Below are 15590 nucleotides of genomic sequence, written 5' to 3' on the forward strand. Positions count from 1 at the left end.
TTATTTGATTAGCACTTTAAATAAATGTTCTGAGAAATTTGAGTGCTTCAATTTTATTGTTAAATATGGCGTGAATTAAGTCACCATTATTATAACGAATATCAATCTCGTATTTTAATGGTGGAGCTAATGTAGGTTGATTATCTGGATAGTTGTGAATATATTCAATAGCATTTTCGACAGTGGCAGTTTGTTGAGATAGCCCATGTAAGACAATGACATTTACCTGTTGGACTAGTCTAGCAAATGACTGCTCTAAGGTATTAATAAATTTATCTATCTGGAATTTTTCAAGACTTAGCATTTGATTTTTAATGTTAGTAATATCCGGCGCTGATAATTTTTTCCATTGCTCAATCTTATTTTGAAAGTCTGCTTCTAACGTACTTTCATTGAAAGATGCATTTATACCAACAGATGTAAATGATTTAACGATGTTTTCATACTTAAGATAAAGAATTTTAAAGCCCTTAGATTCTAATTGATCAAGCGCTCCTTGAGTAAACACACCTGCTAGAATAGCTCCTAAAAATGGGTTAAGGTGACTATAGGTGTCTGCCAAAGGAATAAGCGCTCCTTCAATTTCTTGAACCTTGTTTCTAGAATGCTTGGTGTAACGCCGCCACGCAGTCTCAATAAATGCTACTGGAAGACCAAGAGAATCTTCTGTACCTCCTCGTTCCAGTACATAGTCAAGGTCATGATAGTTACCGTAGCGATCTTGCCATGATACCTTTTTAGTGATTCGTGCTTTGCGCTTTCTCTGAGAATCTAAGTAAAAACCATGCTCATCAGCCACTTGTTGAAGTGTCTCACGAATAAATTCTTGGATGAAATGCCCTAAAATCTGACCCCATTTATGTGAAAACGACTCTGCCATTACATTTGTGCAAAAATAATTTGTGTTGTGATTACCCTATCCGTAAACCCACAAACAACCTTCGCAAAGAGGAACTCTATGCTTGCGATTTTTCCACTTCACATTTCGGTCACGAACTTTTTCAAAATTAAAAGATTTAAACCCTGCGGCTTGTGCTAATAAACCCATCCATTCAATCACCGGAATATAAACACCATAGGGGGCAGAATCGCCAATCATAAAGCAAACTTTTGCAGGACTTTTGCATACTCTGCGAAGTGCTATCCAAACTCTAGCCATATCCAAAAAATAGCAGGCTATCATCAAATGATAATTCTTTTTACCTCCATGTAAATGTCGTTCTTGGGACAATTTGTCACAAATTTCAATAATACTAGCCTTGATTGGATATAGTTCATGAGATGCTAGAACTTCATCGATGTTTACATTCTTATTGGTTACGTGCTGCGAACATGAACGAATTAAGTATTGCCTCACCGCACTTTGTAAATCACCCCAACCGGAAATTTCTTTCATAAAACACATTTCTAGACGTGTAGCATCTGCATAGTCATAGTTGTTAGCATAGGGTGGTGAGGTGATTACCAAGTTGGCAAAATTATCAGGTACACCCTGGCAAGTCCGAGCATCAGATTGAATAAGTGTAGCAATAGAAGCCGCCATTTTTCCGGCAATTCTCATGTCTGTAGCTATACTCTCTGCCATTAGCCCAAAAGCAGACATTGCATCTAAAGAATATTGTTTCTTTTTATTTGGTAAAATGTACTGCCAAGGTGCAGTTCCAGCATGAGAAACATGACGAAGAATTGATACAACTGTTAACCAAACTAACTGAGATTCAGATGAATCATCAGCAAGTTTTTCCCAAGATTGGCGCAATCTATCTAGGGACTCAAGTGAAGATATACTAAAGCATTCATGAATCAATTTCGGGTATGTATCTACACAGGGCTGAAGATTTTCGGCACATTTTATAACTTTTTCTATATGTTCAAGATAAGCATCAGCGTCAGTTTTATATAAAAGTTTAGCTCTTGCTATACGCACAACAAAGGGATGAGCCTCAATTCCCAAACATTCAACTCCAAGCTTTTCAGATGCGAGTAAGGTTGTACCAGAACCAGAGAATGGATCTAAGACAGTAGTTTCTCCTCGTTCTTTAGCTTGGGTAATTATAGTTTCTACCCATTGTGCAGAGAAACCTGCACTAAATCTAAACCAGCGATGAACTGGCAGTTTCATGTTATTAATGAATGTAGATGAACTGTCCAAGGATTGGGAAGTGCAAGAAGAAAATTCCTGAAATGGCAATTCTAATTGTAGATTCATGTGGATAGTTATTATTGTTTATGAAGCGATCGCTGGAAAATAAATAGGTAAAATGCGGCTTTGCAATAGGCGATCGCATTTCTGAGAGAATTAGAACTGCGATGTCAGGGTAAGCGCAACTCTTGGAGACGCTGCGCGTAGCTTGCTTCCCCGGAGGGGTACGCCTACGCGCTAATTACTTTAGCGGTTTAAAATCTTCTTCTGTAATGGTTTAATTTGAGGTTAAAAATTTTCCAAAGCTATTCAACTTTTTCATACCAGATACCTACTTTCTCAAAAGCAGCATAAGCAAGCTTCAGAAAATTCATTACTCTCTGTCTCCCAATTATCCCAAATTCTTTATACTCTCTCGCCTGTGCAAACGTGAGGCGATTTTGGTCAATTATATTTCTTTCTTTATATGCTAACTTCGGAAAATCTATGACTTTTATCTTATATTTATTTACTATTTCCTGAAAGTTTGCGTCTGACTCTATATGCTCCCAGTCATCACACAGCCCTAAATTCCTTACCAGAATATGAGGGATTCTCTCACCATAGGTATTCACTGACTGAGCAAACAGGTTGATGCTGTCGTATCCTCCTGTAGATACAAACCATTTGCAAAACATCACTCCCTGGGAACTCCCTAGTTCAATTAATTGATTAGAATCAATCCACCCTTGTACTGCTCTATGGGATTGTGCGGCTAAATTTACAATTACTGGTTTTTCTACCGCCCACTCAAATATTCTATCTGCTTTATCTGCCTGTCGTTCATTCTCACTAAACACAGCATACCTACATATCTCCTTATACACTTCTGCTACATCTGGATTCGATCTATCTGTGTCCACTGCTACAAACGGGATTTTCTTATCCAGACAATACTGAATTATTGTCCTGCTAAAGAGAGATTTTCCTACCCCGCCTTTTTCACCATCTACCAAATGAATCGTCGGCATTACAGCAACCTCTAAATACTTATTCACTTATTCAAGTTTGATACATTTTTGCCCGACTGAGAACTTTTTGGCGGTTGCCGCCTAAGCGACTTGCCTTATACAAAAGCTACGTAGGGTTTACACCCAAGATTCAATGGTCAATGTTCTCACTTGTAGAAGTACCATTTTTATCTGGATGGATAGCAGTAAGTTGGAGTTACACCTTGAGTTTACAGCGATCGCATTCTCTCAAAAAAGGCGATCGCTTCTTAAATCGGGGATTGGCACTCCAACCAAATATTCAAAGAATTTCTTCCTCAATCCCCCTTATCCCCACCATCCCCAATCCCAACTCAATTCGCTTTCCGCTCTTTCAGGACTTGATCTAACAAGTTTCTAGCAGGTTGGGCTTTAGCCAACGCTACTTGATGGTCATTATAAGCACGAACAAGGCGAGAAAGACTGCTCACACCTGCCTTAAGTTGCTCAAGTTCTTCACCAGCAACCAGTTCCCCATCAAGCATCCGCCCAATCAACGGTTTAATATCGCCCACTTCCTGCCGGACTTTTTGGAGCTTTTCTAGAGTACTCAGTAAAGTTTTTAGTGAGTTCAATATGTCATCAATATCTTGGGCATCTTCCACTGGCTCAGGCGAATTTTCAATTGTTACCGTATCTTTGTCTGAAACTGTAGGCAATTCCTCTACAGACGTTTCACTTGTAATCCCGTTTGACTTTACCATTAACGCTTCCTCAAGGAATTTTCCTCAGTGTATCGCTGATTTCAAGTTCCCAAAGATAATATTGTTATAATTCGTTAAATAAATACTTGTACAAATTCAACTTTACATAAAAATTTGTCAAAGACTTATTTATCTATAAGTATCTAGGCATAAATAAATTTAAAGTTTGTAGTAAGGACTTTAGTCCTGATAATCCTTGCTCTGAGCGATAAATCGCTCACTACAAACTAGGAGTTTATTTTATATTTAATTATGTCTACCTACTTAAAAGCTTATAAAACAATATATTTGTGTCAGATGCGAAGCGCTAACGCCATTTTAGAGAATCATTTGGAGATTATTTACAGTGTTGCTGGAGAAGAGACACAGCCAGATCAAAACTATTAGGTTGAGTTTGGACTGCATAAGCTTCTCTCTCCAAATCTTGCCTGTGGAAATCGTTATAGCGCATAAAAAATGGTCGCGCATAATTGATCGGCTGAATGTCTAAACCTAAAGTTTTTATTTTCCCCTTTCCTGCACATACTTGTGCGGCATGAACAGCTTCATGAATTAGGGTTTGAGTACCGATATTTAGCTCAAAAACTACTGGATTAATCCAAATTTTTTTGTTGGCTTCTTGTAATAAACCATAAGCACTTCGCCTTGGTGGTAGCTCAATTACTACCTGAAATCCAAACTTTTCTAATTTATTTTTTAAATCTATAAATTTTCGGTCAGGGGTGGATGCTTGAGAAAGTAATAATAAAGAATTTAATAGGAAAGTTTCGATCATTACATTTTATAATAATGTTGCTTGAAAACCCCGAAATCTAATCCTAAAAACCCAAAAACTTTTTAGGATTAAACGTCTTTTACAACTATTTTCAGGTAAATAGACCACGCGGTAGGGGCAATTCATGAATTGCCCCTACGAGAGATGTAGTTCAAGCTGTAACTCAGGGATGAAAGGTATAGAAGGGGATTTATTTAACTAAATCTTTCACCTTATTCATAATACTCACTGAATCAATACCTTGATACGGAAATTGTTCCCATAAACCGCCGCAACCTTCTTTATGAGTACCAAGATAAGCATATTTGGGAGTCAACCCACGCTCTAACAGCCAGCTACCAAAACGGCTACCTAATCCAGTTTTACGGTTGAAGGATTCCACCACAAGTACAAAAGGAGCATTGCCGATTTTCACCATTATCTCTTCGTCAATAACGTTCAGGGTTGGTTTATTAATCAAACCTACATCCAACCCTTCTTGCTGGAGACGCTCAACAGCATCGAGAGAACGATACAGAGATTCACCAAAACTGATAATGTAGCCTTGGGTTCCTTCTCGAATCACCTCATCTTTGCCTGGGACAAATTTATAATCGCCGCCAAAAAAGTCTTGCCCGTTTTTGTCAAGAATATTAGGTACTTTAGAACGGGTGGAGAAAATAAACCGCAATCCTGGATCAAAAAATACAGATTCTACACAGGCTTTCATTTGATTAACATCAGATGGAAAGTAAAGACGTGTTTCGTAGCCATCATCTAAACCGTTGTCAGCGAACATATTATTTAAACCGAAGTGGCAGGTGTTATCTGCCATATCGTCGATACCTGAATGAGAAAAGTGGCAAAGTACATTGGAGTAGTTTAGCCGCGCCATTGTAATCTCGGAGATACACATTTCCAAGAAGGCGCTAAAGGTTGCGAAAATACCTTGCTTTCCTGCCTCCATGCCAAATCCCGCCGCCGCAGAAAAGTTACCCCGCTCCATAATGCCAGAGGAGATAAAAATTTCCGGGTATGCATCATGAATCTTCTTCAGACCGCAGGAACCTTCAAGATCGCTATCGATGACTCTGACCTTTTCCTTGCGCTCTGCTTCACTGATGCGACTTAAGACAGCAACCACCGCATCACCGAAGACATTGCGGTTAGCATCCCATTTGTTACTACTGGAACCAAGAAAGGTGTAGGTTTGTTTTGGTTTTTCAATGCTCTTGAGGTATTCAACAGCAGCAGTTTGTTGGCGTGATTCGAGATATTGAATTGCTAAATCTACAGAAATCACATCATGACCGTGGGTAGAACCTTCTAACCCTTTAATCCCAGGACACATGGGGCGTTTATTGATAATCGCAATTGGACCAGGAGTAGTTACAGCTTCGCAAATCCGACGGTATAAGTCGTCTAAGTCTTCTCCATCTCCTTGGAGTATCTTCAACCCATGCCCTTCTAAGGTTTTGGCGACGGTGAAACCGGGCAGGTATTTTGAAGGATGTCCGGCGATTGTCACATCATTATCATCGATGATTAGCTTGACATTAAGATGTTGAGCGACAGCCAAGCGAGCAGCTTCAGCGTCATCGCCTTCCTGCTGGGCACCATCGGAACCAAGACAGAAAACAACTTTACCTGGATTTGCGATCGCTACACCATTAACATAAGGCCACAGATGCCCTAGTCGTCCAGAACTAAATTTTACACCAGGAGTTAACCCCAATTCCGGGTGTCCTGGTAAGCCGGAGTGGGCTTCTCGATAGTGTAAAAGTTTCTCACTTGGTAAGTCACCATGCAAGGCTGCCATTAGATACTGGGTTGCAACTCGATGTCCGGCTTCATCAAAGAAAATCGGCACAAATTGATCTGATGCTGACCGAAACAAAGCATCAAGTATCACCACCTCTGGTACTGTGTCATAAGGCCCTCCAGTATGACCACCCACACCTCTAGCCGCTCCGGTGGCTGTAAAAAAGACGATCGCATCACGGCAAAGTTGAATATTTGCTTTTAGGCTCTCTCGTTGCTCTGGGGTAAGAGTTGCATTGGCTGCATTCAGAACCGGAGGCTTGTAAGCACTCAAATCAATGGGAAATTGAATCTTTGTAACAGTCATAAATTATTCCTTGGATTTAAACCGATTTAGACAGCTGACTTTTCACTTTATGTGGAAAAGTCCACCAAAAACCTAACCCCCTAACCCCCAACTCGTCGCGGGAAGGGGGAAAATTCAAAGTCTCTCTCCTATTAGGAGAGAGATTTAGAGAGAGGTTTTCCAGATGACCTGAATTGTCAGATTTAGACAGAACAACGGCATTTGCAAACTCTGGAAAAAGCTATATCTGAAATTCGGGCAATAGTAATCTAACGCCTTTCTCTCAACAAAGCAGGGTGTGAAAAGTAATTGAAAATGCAGCTAAGATTGTTAAATCCCGCTTGCGTGAATGTGCTGGAATTTTCAGAAATATGCAGAAACCTGCATAGCTATGAGTATAAACTCACAAACGCGCAATTTCAAGATTAAATATGCAACTTCAGGAAAATCAACTATGCTAACTGCGGAGCGACGACAATTTATCTTGGAAATTCTACGTCGTGACAAAAAGGTGCTGTCGTCTGAACTTAGCGCTGCTCTCAAGGTTTCCGAGGATACGATTCGTCGGGATCTGCGAGAACTAGCTGAGTCCGGTTTTTTGCAGCGCGTTCATGGAGGGGCGCTTCTGGCTTCTCCAGCTCTTGCAAGTTATGCCGATCGCCAAAAACAAGCACCGAAAGAAAAAGAAGCGATCGCTCGTGCAGCTGCAAAATTAGTCTGTACAGGGCAAGTAGTAATTTTAGATGGAGGTACGACAACTCTCCAAGTAGCCCGTCATTTGCCCTTAGATTTGCAAGCAACAATTGTGACGAATAGCCCTCCCATTGCGATCGCCTTGGCAGAACATCCCCATATTGAAGTTGTCATGTTAGGCGGACAACTCTACAAAAAAGCCTTGGTAAACGTTGGTACTACAACAGTTGAGGCATTACGGATGATTCGCGCAGATTTGTGCATGTTGGGGGTATGTAGTCTACATCCAGAATTTGGGATTAGTGTACCGAACTTGGATGAAGCCCATGTCAAACGAGCGATGATTGCTGGAGCTGCGGAGGTAGTGGGATTAGTCACAGAAGAGAAGTTAGATACTGCTGCTCCTTATGTTGTGCAGTCGATTCATGCACTAACTTACCTGGTAACGGCACCGACTGTATCTGAGCCAATGCTAGCTTCTTACAAAGCTTTAGGTTTGACGATCATCCGTGAGGAATCAGCTTGAATTAGAGTCAGTATATTTTATGGAAAGTTAATGACATTTTTTAACTCTATTGAGAATATACCTTGCTTATTGATATGATGCACCCGCCCTGCTTGCCGCCGCAGCCATCGCCCTCAAATAATTAATTAAATAACTACACTAGACATCTCCAGAAATTAAATATGCATCACCTATAACCCTTGTAGAGACGTAGCACTGCTACGTCTCTACATTGATTTTCACTCCTATGTCTATTATGTTCCCGGACGAGAGCGAATACGATCGGGTATATGATAGCGATCGCCTAATATTTCTAACAAAGGACCATTAACGTCAAATTTAACCATACTTACCGACGCGACCAAAATATTCACCCGATAGCGATAGCGTCCCAAATCAATTCCCAGTAAGCTGCAAAGCATAATCCGAATCGTGGCTTTATGGGAAACTACTAAAACATTACCTTGGAGATGTTTTTCTTGAATTTCAGCAATTACAGGCATAGAACGGTTAGCAATATCTACCGCAGTTTCTCCACCTAGTGGTGCATTCCAAGCGGGTTCTGTCAACCATTTTACATAGTTTTCTGCGTAATTCTCTTGGGCAAACGATTTACTCTTCCTTTCCCATTCGCCGTAACTACCTTCTCTAAGTCCCTCACGCAACTGCATATCCATACCGATAGCATCACAAAATGGCTTGGCAGTTGCAATTGTCCGCTTCATCGGGCTAACATAAACAGCTTCCCACTTCAATTTTTGATAAACATCGGCAAAACCAGATGCCATCTGCATCCCTTCTGTTGTCAACTCCGCATCAGTTTCACCGCAGAAATTACCACTTTGACTAAAAGTAGTTTCTCCATGTCGCAGTAAATATAAATTGAGTGTCATAGCTAGTATCGCAATTGGGATCAAGAAGTTTGTCCAAAAATAAACTACCATCAATCTTGCAATCAAGTCTGTGATACTAGGACAAAGTAATCAACCAAAAAAGTCAGTTCCCTCACAGACTTTTGTCAACGAGATCAAAAGTAGCAATTTCAGCTAGTACTCTAGGGACTGACAAGAAATAAATTATCTATTTTGTGGGGTGGGCAACATGAGCGCTCTAAAGGTTATCTGGATCAATATTTAATTCTCGAAGTTTAGCAGCTAATCTTTGTGTTTTCTCTTCTGCGGCTTGTCGTGCAAATGCTTCTTCTTCATGAGTTAGGAGTATTTTACCCGTAACTGCATTGTAAAAACGCAGTTTTCCCGCCTCCAGACGCAACTCTAGCCCCAAAACTTGACTCGCTAGGGACACTGTACCATCTGTCAGGGTATTGGTTGCCACTGGGAAATAATTACCTTCGACCAAGTGTAAACCCTGGAGTTGGGGATTGAGATAATCGCCTGTGGGATCATATTGGAAATATTCACGCACTCCCAGAAAGGCGTAGATTCCTTTTTTTGCACCTTGGTCTTTGCTGCGGGTAGTTTTTGAGGTAATCTCTAGAACAAAATTAGGGGTTTGATTATTTTCTTCCCAGGTTTTGTAAGAGCGTCTGTCACGGTTTTCCACTCCAAAGACCACAAATACATCTGGGGCGACAACCGATTCTGGATAACCTTTTTCGTAGTAAATAAATAGATTACCAGCGACGTATACATCTTGGTGATTTTGAAAATAAATTCTTAGCGCATTTCTTGCATAAGTCAAGTAACTGCATTGTAAATCACCTTCAGCCATCGGCTTACCGTCCTCATCTGGGTACTCAATCGGAGTAACGGGGATATATTCTACTGAGGCTGTCATGGCCAAATACCTCAACTAGGGCTAAGTTTAATTTAACATTTGACTATGGTTAAGTAACTAAGATGCGATCGCCATAACTTTTGCGGATAAAGTTATCAATGACTTGGCTGCTCAACAGCTATCATCACCACTGCAATTATCTGTATCAGCATCAACACAGCGAGGGATGCAATTAAAATCAGCTGTGGGGATGGACTATAGCCGATTACGAGACTTACTGGCAAGCGGGAAGTGGAAATTAGCTAATCAAGAAACAGAACGAGTGATGTTCATAGTAGCGAAAAGAGAAGAAGAAGGTTGGTTGCGTGTTCAAGATATTAACAACTTTCTCTGTGGAGACCTCCGCACTATTAACCAGCTATGGGTAGAATACAGCAACGGGCGCTTTGGTTTCTCTGTGCAAAAGCAAATTTATCAAGGTTTGGGTGGAACCAGGACGCACTCATTTGAGATTTGGAATGCTTTTGGCGAGGCTGTAGGTTGGAAGAAAAGAAGCGGGTTATGGAGATGTGGGTGGGTTAATTACACTGCTATTACTTTTGACATAAAAGCACCAAAAGGACACCTCCCAGTGTGGAAGTGGACATTATATATTCATTCTGTAGCTAATTTTAATAGCCCCTATGCTGGTGGGGTGGATTGGGGTAATCTTCATGGGTGGGACTGGATCTCTTCTCTCGCGTTGAGACTTGTAAACTGTAAGATATAAAATTAATCGAATTAAGGTAGCGATCGCCCCATAGTCGATTACGATTAAGTAGATATATTTCTAAAGAAAATTGAATATCATTTTCTGAGTTTTATATACAGATTTAGAACCATAACATATAAAAAAGACAGGCAACTTGCCTGTCTCGGAAGTAATGATTTAGCAGAGAATTTAGAAATTCATCTCAGCAGCTTGAACTTTCTCAACCTGCTTCTTCTTGAGCACCAGCATAACTTGAGCTAACATTACAAGAGCGGTGAACGCAATCATCCACTTGACTCTAGAGGCGTCTTGTAATACGATTTCTGCATCTTTTTGACCGAATCCACCGACGTTCGGGTTGGTGGTCAAAGCATCACCAGTTTTAACTGTTTGCCCTTCGGAAACAAGCAGTTCTGGCCCTAAAGGAATCGTATCAACGACAACATCACCAGACTCAGGTTGGATGTTTACTAGATATTTGACGTTACCATCTGCATCTTCCTCTTTGGCAATCTTGGTAATTGTGCCAGTAGCGGAAGCGTTGTAAACAGTGTTGTTGCTCTTTTCGCCAGTGGGATAAACTTGTCCGCGTCCCCGATTACCACCTACATGAACTGAATATTTACCGAAGTGGATATTTTTGTCGGTTGCGGGGTTGGGAGAAAGAATTGGGAAGACGATTTCCTGATACTGTTCACCAGGTAAAGGGCCGACGATGACGACGTTTTCTTTATCTTCGCTGTAGGGTTGGAAGGTAGTGTCGCCAACTTCTTCTTTAAGTTCCTCGGAAAGACGGTCTTCAGGAGCAATCTTAAAGCCTTCGGGTAGCATCAGTACAGCACCGACGTTCAAGCCAACCTTAGAACCATCGGCACCAACTTGCTGGGCGCTTAGATCGTAAGGGATTTTCACCACGGCTTTGAATACAGTGTCAGGTAGCACCGATTGGGGAACTTCCACTTCTGTAACCTTAGCGGCTAGGTGACAGTTGGCACAAACAATTCGCCCTGTTGGTTCGCGGGGGGTTTCGGGATAGGTTTGCTGTGCCCAAAAAGGGTAGGCGGCAGCAGATTGGGGAAGAGCTAGATCGCTGGTGAAGTAAAATGTCACAGTAGCGATCGCTATGAGCAATGTTTTGACAATTACTCTAGCACTGCGAGTTAACCTCGCTGTTAAGAAAACATTTCTCATCTCTATAAGGGCGACGATTGAATTAGTCATTAGTCACTTGTACTGAGCGGAGCCGAAGTATTGGTCACTTGTACTGAGTTTCGACTGCGCTCAACTACCGCGTAGTCGAAGTATTAGTCATTAGTCATTAAGCCCTGAACAAAGGACAAATGACTAAGGACAAAGGACAAAATTATTAAGACCACCAAGGCGAATCACCTGTGCGGAAGTCGGTTTCAGTCCAAGGGGTCAAAACGATTTTGTCGTCGTTTACTTTCGTGTGGGCTAAAGCCAAAGACAGTGGTGCTGGCCCCCGAATAACTTTACCAGTTTCGTCATACTGGGAACCATGACAAGGACACTTGAATTTGTTCTCAGCAATGTTCCAGGGGACGACACAACCTAAGTGGGTGCAGATGGCGTTAATGCCATAATCTTTGATCGCCTCTTTGCTCTCTACCACAATATAGGTGGGATCTCCCTTGAGTCCTTGGACTAGGTTGCGATCGCCTTCATTGCGGGTTTCGAGAAATTTACTGACGCTAACATCGTTACCTAGCTCGTCTTTTGCCGTTGCACCGCCACCAGCACCACCACTAGCAGGTGGAATAAAGTAGTTGACAACGGGATACAATGCACCCAGAGCTACTCCAGTGACAGTCCCAAAAGTGAGCAGATTCATGAACTGACGACGCCCCATATCGGGCACGTCTGCTGATTCAGAAAATTGAGCCATAATCTACGCGCTCTTTGTGTATTTTGTTAAGCATTTTGACAAAAGTACTAGTACTTGAGCAACTCTTGTCTAAGTCGAAATGCTAGCGCTCACAACGATGCTATACTTCTTTGTTGCAAGATATATCAAGCATCTTTTCTGTTAGCATTACATTTCTTTATATCCTTATCATACTGGAGTCACGGAACTTAACATCATAACTAAATGTAAAATCTGACTGAGAAAAGCTATGACAGGACAGGAATTACGCCAGATGTTGCTTGATAAGTGGGGATATTCTTACGATGTCCAGTTGCGGCGGGCACAGGGAAAGATATTTTTGCAAGTAATGTGGAAGTATCTAGAGCAAGCTTCTTTTCCCTTGAGCGAGGTGGAGTACCAAGAGCATCTCGACAGCATTGCCAATTATCTTCATGCCTTGGGTGGGTCAATACAGGTACAAACTTTTATTGTCCAAACACGCGATCGCCCCCGCCTCGGCAAAGCTGTGAGTATTCCTCTAGATTTGGGCGATCGCTCTTCAGAATGGATATTATGACACGTCAATTATTTTTCCAGAAATGTCCAAACTCCATCATCCCAATCTGATTCTGTTGGGGGTGATTGTAACCAATGCTGACAACGTAACAGATGCAACATCGCCGCTTTGTCTTGGCTGTCTGCTGCCAAAACATTAGCAAACTCAGCTCTGGCACGAGAAAACTGCCGATTGAGATAATATTCGCGCCCTTTATGATAATGCTCAATCACTTGCAATTTTTCGCTTTCAATGGCATTAGAACGCAAACCCAGTAATTCATATATGGCTACTGGCTCATTTCTGCCCTTGACACGAATGTAATCTAATTCTCTAGCCCAAATATGATCTTGGCACGGTTTAAAAGTGTTATGGCTAATAATAATGTCGCAACCATACTGTTTACTAACACTTTCTAATCGAGAACCAAGATTAACGCCATCGCCAATGGCGGTAAATTCCATTCGCTTACTAGAGCCAATATTCCCACTAATCACGGTATCAGAATTGATGCCAATGCCGATTTTAATTCTGGGCTTATCATCTACATAGCGACGTTGATTAAATTCGTGCAAGCGAACGCGCATTTCTAAGGCTGTTTGTACTGCCATCCAAGCGTGTTCTTCTAATGGTAGGGGAGAACCAAAGACAGCCATGATGGCATCGCCGATATATTTGTCAAGGGTGCCTTTATGTTTAAAGACTGCCTCCACCATTGATTCAAAATATTCATTGAGCATACTCACCACTTCTTCTGCTTCCAAGTTTTCTGTCAAAGTGGTGTAACCGCGAATATCCGAAAATAATATCGAAACTTCTTTGCGATCGCCTCCTAGTTTAGCATCATCTAATTTCAGCAATTCTTCGGCTAATTCCTGGGTCATGTAGCGGTACATCGTACTCTTGAGCCGCTTTTCATCACTAATATCTTCCATCACCACCAGCGCCCCCCGGACTTGTTCTTGGTCGCTAGCATCGGCAATTGTGTTAATTGATAAATTAATACTGTGCTGTTGTGTACCAGTGGTTATGAGTGTGCGATCGGGGTAATATTGCTGGCGGCCTTTTAAGTCAACTGCATGTAAAGCATCCTGATACCACTTGCTAAAGTCACCTTCTTTGATGGCAATGACATCATTAACTAATTTACCTTCTAATCGTTCATCTACTCCCAGTCCTAGCAAACGTTGGGCGCTTTCATTGGCGGCGATAATTAACCCAGTTTTATCAGTGGAGACCACTCCATTGGAAAGACTACGCAAAATGTCCCGTTGCATTTGTTCTTGTTGCTTGACTGTGGCAAATAACTGGGCATTTTGCAGCGCCACTCCGGCTTGAATATTAAAAGCTTCCATGAACTCTTCATCGTTGCGGTCAAAGCTAGCTTGGAAGCAGTCAGGAGCTTTGGGCCAATCAGCTGGATTATAAGGTGGAAAATCACCAGTTTTCTTTTTATTTACAAGTTGGGTAACACCAATCAGTTGTTGATCGGCGTTAAATACTGGCATACAAAGTAAGCTACAGGTACGATAGCCATTTTGCTGGTCTAGTTTTTGGGCTGTCTCTGAGTCAGGATCGTAGTACAAATCAAAGCCAATATTTAGCTTTTTGCCAGAAGCCGCTACTATCCCAGCAAAGCCTTTACCTACGGGGACTCGTAACTCTTTGGTTGAACCATCATCTTGGGTGATTTTCGTCCACAATTCATGGCGATCGCGGTCTATTAACCATAGTGTACTGCGATCGGCATTCATCAGTTCTTTGGCTTCATCCATCACCCGCTTTAGGGTGTCTTCTAAGTCGAGACTGCTTTGAGAGAGGGACTTAATCGCCTTCATTAGCGCCGCCACTGCTCTTTGCTTTTGGGTAGCTACGTAAAAAGAGCGCGAGGATTCTAAAATCAGGCGAATTGAAGGGGCAAATTCTTGAAATAATTGTTCGTCAGCACAGGTAAAACCTTTGGTATCAATCCGTTGTGCAAGTAGAGCGTCGTGATTATTTCCAGATTTTAATTTATTCAGTAATTGTACTACTGCAACTAATTGCCCATGTTCATTTAAGAGTGGCAAAGCCAGCATGGTGTAAGTACGGTAGCCAGTTCTTTTTTCTTGTTCTTGGGCAAAGTGCGATCGCGGATCGTTATAAAAATCAAAGGGAATATTGATCACTTCCTTGAAAGTAGCGACTTCACCCCCAATACCTTTATTGGCGGGGATGCGAATTTCTAAAGAGCGACCGCCCTCACCCTCAGCGAGAATTGACCAGAGTTCTTGTTTTTCTTCATCCAATAAAAATATCGTTGTTCGATCCGCCCCCAGTAATTCCCCGGTTTTTAAGGTAATGGAATGCAACATTTCTTGCAGAATAGTTTCAAACCCATGAGAATCCAGCATTGACAGGGTTTGATGGACAATCTGTAATTTTTGCTCGACATCCTGAACCACCTGTTTAAAAGTATCCTGAGTCAGGGGAGCAAGAAACGTAGAAAAGGTTCCTTGTCTTGTGGCAAGAGCACCCACAGGAGCAGAATTTACTGGTAATTCGCGGTTTTCTTGGTTGTGAACACCAATAATCAAATCGGTGGTCTCCCCACAACTTCCTTGATACGCTGACATAACTGGTATTTTATATAGCAGGATGAGATGTTAGGTTTAACAATTAAATTTATGTAAGTGGTGTTAAAAGCAACAATTGCTTGACATTATCCATAGTTTAATCCCTTGTTCAGCCAGCGTCATCCCGTGA

At 41.6% G+C, this 15590-nt stretch carries 15 protein-coding genes; 4 read left to right on the plus strand and 11 right to left on the minus strand.

What is annotated here, in order from left to right:
- Positions 1-16: 16 nt before the first annotated feature.
- From V7K50_RS27135 to V7K50_RS27145, 3 genes are all read right to left on the minus strand, one after another.
- Positions 17-880, minus strand: a complete 864-nt coding sequence (locus V7K50_RS27135) for a hypothetical protein (RefSeq protein WP_334965569.1) — start codon at positions 878-880, stop codon at positions 17-19.
- Positions 881-916: 36 nt separating this feature from the next.
- Entirely contained in the window at positions 917-2122 is a 1206-nt protein-coding gene (locus V7K50_RS27140; RefSeq protein ID WP_334965571.1) for a DNA methyltransferase, read from the minus strand.
- A 326-nt stretch (positions 2123-2448) separates the two neighbouring features.
- On the minus strand, positions 2449-3153 hold the full coding sequence (locus V7K50_RS27145; RefSeq protein ID WP_334965573.1) for a mobilization protein: 705 nt from the start codon (positions 3151-3153) through the stop codon (positions 2449-2451).
- A gap of 140 nt (positions 3154-3293) precedes the next feature.
- Between V7K50_RS27145 and V7K50_RS27150 the strand changes: the two genes are divergently transcribed.
- Positions 3294-3521 carry a hypothetical protein gene (locus V7K50_RS27150; RefSeq protein WP_334965575.1) on the plus strand — a complete coding sequence of 76 codons (228 nt, stop codon included), beginning with the start codon at positions 3294-3296 and terminating at the stop codon, positions 3519-3521.
- On the opposite strand, the gene V7K50_RS27155 is transcribed toward V7K50_RS27150, so the two are convergent.
- The 3 genes from V7K50_RS27155 to V7K50_RS27165 form a co-directional block, all read right to left on the minus strand.
- The gene (locus V7K50_RS27155; RefSeq protein WP_334800532.1) at positions 3486-3875 is read right to left on the minus strand and encodes a hypothetical protein; all 390 of its coding nucleotides are present in this window, start codon (positions 3873-3875) and stop codon (positions 3486-3488) included. The genes V7K50_RS27150 and V7K50_RS27155 overlap by 36 nt on opposite strands.
- A 337-nt stretch (positions 3876-4212) precedes the next feature.
- On the minus strand, positions 4213-4650 hold the full coding sequence (locus V7K50_RS27160) for a hypothetical protein (RefSeq protein WP_334965577.1): 438 nt from the start codon (positions 4648-4650) through the stop codon (positions 4213-4215).
- A 190-nt stretch (positions 4651-4840) separates the two neighbouring features.
- Positions 4841-6757 carry a transketolase C-terminal domain-containing protein gene (locus V7K50_RS27165; RefSeq protein ID WP_334965579.1) on the minus strand — a complete coding sequence of 639 codons (1917 nt, stop codon included), beginning with the start codon at positions 6755-6757 and terminating at the stop codon, positions 4841-4843.
- 433 nt (positions 6758-7190) lie between these two features.
- Here V7K50_RS27165 and V7K50_RS27170 point away from each other — a divergent pair, with 433 nt between their 5' ends.
- The gene (locus V7K50_RS27170; protein WP_334965581.1) at positions 7191-7955 is read left to right on the plus strand and encodes a DeoR/GlpR family DNA-binding transcription regulator; all 765 of its coding nucleotides are present in this window, start codon (positions 7191-7193) and stop codon (positions 7953-7955) included.
- A gap of 233 nt (positions 7956-8188) precedes the next feature.
- Here the strand turns inward: V7K50_RS27170 and V7K50_RS27175 are convergent, their stop codons facing one another.
- Both V7K50_RS27175 and V7K50_RS27180 read right to left on the minus strand, forming a co-directional pair.
- Complete coding sequence (locus V7K50_RS27175; RefSeq protein ID WP_334965583.1) at positions 8189-8827, minus strand: histidine phosphatase family protein; 639 nt, start codon at positions 8825-8827, stop codon at positions 8189-8191.
- A gap of 217 nt (positions 8828-9044) precedes the next feature.
- Positions 9045-9731: a Uma2 family endonuclease gene (locus V7K50_RS27180; RefSeq protein WP_334965585.1), complete on the minus strand. Its 687-nt coding sequence runs from the start codon at positions 9729-9731 to the stop codon at positions 9045-9047.
- A gap of 103 nt (positions 9732-9834) precedes the next feature.
- Here V7K50_RS27180 and V7K50_RS27185 point away from each other — a divergent pair, with 103 nt between their 5' ends.
- Entirely contained in the window at positions 9835-10440 is a 606-nt protein-coding gene (locus tag V7K50_RS27185) for a GUN4 domain-containing protein (RefSeq protein ID WP_334965587.1), read from the plus strand.
- A 171-nt stretch (positions 10441-10611) separates the two neighbouring features.
- Here the strand turns inward: V7K50_RS27185 and petA are convergent, their stop codons facing one another.
- Together petA and petC are read right to left on the minus strand one after the other, a co-directional pair.
- Positions 10612-11613, minus strand: a complete 1002-nt coding sequence (gene petA, locus V7K50_RS27190) for a cytochrome f (protein WP_334965675.1) — start codon at positions 11611-11613, stop codon at positions 10612-10614.
- Between the two features lie 175 nt (positions 11614-11788).
- On the minus strand, positions 11789-12328 hold the full coding sequence (gene petC, locus V7K50_RS27195) for a cytochrome b6-f complex iron-sulfur subunit (protein ID WP_334965589.1): 540 nt from the start codon (positions 12326-12328) through the stop codon (positions 11789-11791).
- Between the two features lie 229 nt (positions 12329-12557).
- On the opposite strand from petC, the gene V7K50_RS27200 reads away from it, so the two are divergent.
- Positions 12558-12866 (plus strand): DUF3067 family protein, encoded by a 309-nt coding sequence (locus V7K50_RS27200; RefSeq protein ID WP_334965590.1) that lies wholly within the window; start codon positions 12558-12560, stop codon positions 12864-12866.
- Between the two features lie 8 nt (positions 12867-12874).
- Here V7K50_RS27200 and V7K50_RS27205 read toward each other — a convergent pair whose 3' ends face one another.
- Positions 12875-15460, minus strand: coding sequence for a GAF domain-containing protein (locus tag V7K50_RS27205; RefSeq protein ID WP_334965592.1), 2586 nt, complete (start codon positions 15458-15460; stop codon positions 12875-12877).
- Positions 15461-15590 lie beyond the last annotated feature (130 nt).

Origin of the sequence: Nostoc sp., assembly GCF_036917135.1 — a bacterium.
Taxonomy (GTDB): domain Bacteria; phylum Cyanobacteriota; class Cyanobacteriia; order Cyanobacteriales; family Nostocaceae; genus Nostoc.